The following is a 3,545-nucleotide window of genomic DNA, read 5'->3' on the forward strand; positions in this document are numbered from 1 at the left end:
CCTAAGACCCTGACCCACTGCATGGAATTGCCGTTTTCAACCCAGCACTGGCCTACCGGCGCTGCCTCTTTGTTAGCAGCAAAAGGCTTGTCCAGATTGTGCTTCAGGCAACCGACTGCCGTCGTTGAGGAACACTCCTTGGTCTCCGGCGTCTGCACGTTCCAGAGGTTGTTGTTGGGTTTCGAAATGAAATTACCATCTTGGTCGCGCATGTGGCCCAGGCTCTCCCCACGCGCCTGTCCCGCGATGTAGGCCCAAAGCACCGGACCCAACCCGCCCGCGTTGTGCTCGATCAGCGGCCGGGTGACATTGCGCGCATAGTCCTCGGCATATTTCGCATCGCTTCCGGTCACCGGCTTTCCACACTGGACTTGCGCGTAAGCAGTGGCGCCCATCACGTACAGGAGCACTGCGAGAAGAAATCGCCTCATCGTGCGTCTCCCGTTCTTTCTTGGCCATCTCGGCCCACGTGACGCACCGCGCCGTCGGGCGGGTACCACCAGCGCTCCCGAGTGCCATCCGGCCATACCTGCTCCAGAACGATGTCTCCCCGCTCGTAGAGGGCTTTGGTCAGGGAAGCAGCCCCAGGATCGGGCGGCACAGCCAAGGTCATGGCATCCCCCGTCGGCCATGCAGGGGGCAGGTTGGCTGGCGCCGCAGGCGAAGGGAGTGAAGACGACTCCGCGACCGGTGGCGCCGCCGCGGGGCTGGTCGTCTCCGCATCGCGATGGCACGCGACCAACGCGCAGGAGAGACAGGCCATTGGAATGCCAAGGTGCCAACCCATCAACGCGCTCCTGCATGAGTGGGCTGCCACCGAAGAACTGTAGTAGCGAGCCGCCAAGGGGTACCCCATCTTGGGTCGGCCGGCCCCAAACCCGCCGCCTGCCGACCCCTCGTTGTGCGAAATGTAATCGAAGACCGCCATCGGGCGGTATCAGGCTCCGGGGCCACGCTCCTGCAGATCCGGCAGGCAGTCAGCGAAGTCGGGCTGGATCCGGGACATTGCGCTGGCGATCAGTGAATCGCCGGTCAGGATCGCCAGCAGCATTCCGGTCATGGTGACCAGCCCGTTCGAATTGCGCAGGATCTGCAAAGCCAATGGCAGCGGAAATCCCTCCTCGACGCGGCGCAAAGGATGCAGCCCGCCATGCACGAACGAGTTCATGGCCGACCAGGTCATGTCTTTGAAGTGCGCGAGCATTTGGTAGGCACCTACCGAAATCCCCTCGCCTGGGTTGCCCATGCTCTTGCGCAGATCCTCCATCATTTCGCTGACGCTGGGCAGTTTCTTCGCAGCCTTCTCACTCTCAACGGTGAGTGGTGCCAGCAGCTTGGCAATCTCTGAATCGGATGCGGCGTACAGGAGCCACGCCGCCCGCGTCAGCGCTTCGAACTGAAGCCGCATGAGGGCCACGGCCGAACTGGCGAGCGCCAGTTCCATGAGGGCGCGAAGTCCCTCCGCATGTTCCAAAGCCACGAAGCACATGCCAGTCGCAACCTGCGAGCGTGAAGCCCCATGGAAGCCCTGCTCTCCCAGGAGCTCAAAGATGTGCTCCTGCATTTGTTCCGAGCGCGCCAGCATCTGATCAAGGTCAAGCTGCGCATCGTAGGGCAAAGAAAAGCTGGTCATTGGCCAATCGTAGAGGACCGCATCGCGCGATTGGTGAAGCGCGTCACCACGGCCTCAAAGGCCAGATCGCAACCTGCCACCAGTCTGGATTGACTGGCCCACTGCAACCGACCGAACGGCAGGCATCAAGACGAACAACGCCACAGGGTGATGGACACCGCATCCGCTGCACCAGGCAGCCCCGCTTCTGCAGAGCTCAGGTCATTGGCAGTTCCATCCGGTCCCTGCGCGGCTACAGTTTCGCCCGGTGGGACCAGTGAGGACGTCCGGACCGGATTTGCGGTAGATCGCGCCTGCCGTGTCGTAGCAAAAGCCCGCGTCACAACTGGTGATCGTCGGAACCGGGGTGGAGATGATCTTCGGGGGCTCCTGCATCAGCGGGGTGTTGCTGCCGCAGCTGGCATTGACCTGCGCAATGGCCGCGTTGGTCCGCATGCGTTTCTCGTCCTGGGAGAGCGTCCGGATGCTCGATACGAACTCCAGCTCCTTCTGTGCGCTGCGGCAGGCCGGGGTGTCGGCCGGGGACACCGAGGTCCCATTCTGCGCGACCGACGATGCCTCTGCAGGCTGGCGCTGCTGAAACTCCTGTTCACCGCGCTCTGCGGCCCGATCCTGGTGTTTTCGCTCCAGGGCCCCAGCCGCCTGCGCGCGCTCCCGCGTGATTTCTTTGGCACTCTTAGGACGTTCCAGCAGCGCGCCCGTTTGGTTTGCAGCGCAGGGGACGTCCGCGTAGACGGTCTTGCCTGCGGCGTCGGTGCAACGGTGGACCTGGGCGTTGGCCGCGAAGACAGCGAACGCGCACACGGCTGCGCCGAGGAGTGGCTTGAAGATTTTCATGTAGCGATCCGCAAGGGTTAACGGGGTGCGTGATTCCCCATCAACGCTTGAGTGGACGACACAGTTGTCCAAAGCCCCTGCCACATTGCAACAAACTGCTACAACACTTCACACCTTGCGTACTGCAACGCAGAGGCGCCAACTGCGAGATGGAAGTGGAAGGCCCTGCCCTGGATCTTCCACTTCCACGGCCATCACGGCATGTACTTGATCGTCAGTAGCGCATTGGGCGCGATGCATCCGGTTCTTTGCGCCAGGATCACCCAACCAGATGGTACCGGCGCCACGTTGCAAACCTCCATGGTTCCCAATTCAGGGCGGGCCTCGCGAATTTCCCAATAGGCGTATCCCGGTAGCCCACACCCTTTCGCGACGGAGGTGACTACCCATCCCGGCGGAACGCTGGAGGCGGGAACGTTGCACATGGAGAAACTGATGCTGTTCGGCGCTGCGTACCGGATCTGGTAGTTAGGAACACCAGCGATGCAGCCGCCCTGGATGTAGGTCACCGCCCATCCCCGTGGCACCGCCGTCAGGCCGCACATGTTCATCGTGCCGCGAGCCGGGTCCACCCTGCGTATTTCATACAGGCCGTTGCCGGATCCACAGCCGGCGCGAATTGACGTCACCACCCAGCCTTCGGGAATGGGAACGTTGGCACAGATTTCCATCAGGTCAACGGAGTTGGGCGACTGCAGATTTGCCGTACCCGCCTGTCCCCCTTGCACACCCGCAATCGCGATGACTGGACACAGCGCAACGGTGGCTGACACCACCAGATTGATCAGATTTCTCACAGCAATTCCCTTGTTGTTTTGAGTTGGATGGGTGGGCGCAGTGGAAGATGCGCTCAAAAGCCCTTACAGACATGCATAGGCCAATGAATGAGCGCACTAGAGAAGACGAATGGAGAGGAAGTCATCCCCACCCCGGCCCGCACGCACGACCGAAAGCATGAGAACCATCACAGTTGCCGCGCTTGCCGAGCAGGCCCACGCTAGGCATTGCTCACCATCTGCATACGTGAAAAGTAGGAAACGCAGAGGGAAGTGAAGAACAAAAGAGAACGGCCGAC

General features: G+C 61.6%; 4 protein-coding genes. All 4 read right to left on the reverse strand.

Translation table 11 applies throughout. The annotated features are described in order from the left end of the window. The coding region (locus XBLMG947_RS20730) for a hypothetical protein (protein ID WP_139074475.1) at nucleotides 1-431 on the reverse strand (431 nt) is incomplete at its 3' end. A gap of 506 nt (nucleotides 432-937) precedes the next feature. After that, entirely contained in the window at nucleotides 938-1,633 is a 696-nt protein-coding gene (locus tag XBLMG947_RS20740; protein WP_065470398.1) for a DUF6988 family protein, read from the reverse strand. A gap of 201 nt (nucleotides 1,634-1,834) precedes the next feature. Further along, complete coding sequence (locus XBLMG947_RS20745; protein ID WP_065470399.1) at nucleotides 1,835-2,470, reverse strand: DUF4124 domain-containing protein; 636 nt, start codon at nucleotides 2,468-2,470, stop codon at nucleotides 1,835-1,837. Between the two features lie 194 nt (nucleotides 2,471-2,664). Then, nucleotides 2,665-3,324 carry a hypothetical protein gene (locus tag XBLMG947_RS20750; RefSeq protein ID WP_245228297.1) on the reverse strand — a complete coding sequence of 220 codons (660 nt, stop codon included), beginning with the start codon at nucleotides 3,322-3,324 and terminating at the stop codon, nucleotides 2,665-2,667. Nucleotides 3,325-3,545: the final 221 nt, after the last annotated feature.

The sequence above is a fragment of the Xanthomonas bromi genome, from assembly GCF_900092025.1.
Lineage (GTDB): Bacteria > Pseudomonadota > Gammaproteobacteria > Xanthomonadales > Xanthomonadaceae > Xanthomonas > Xanthomonas bromi.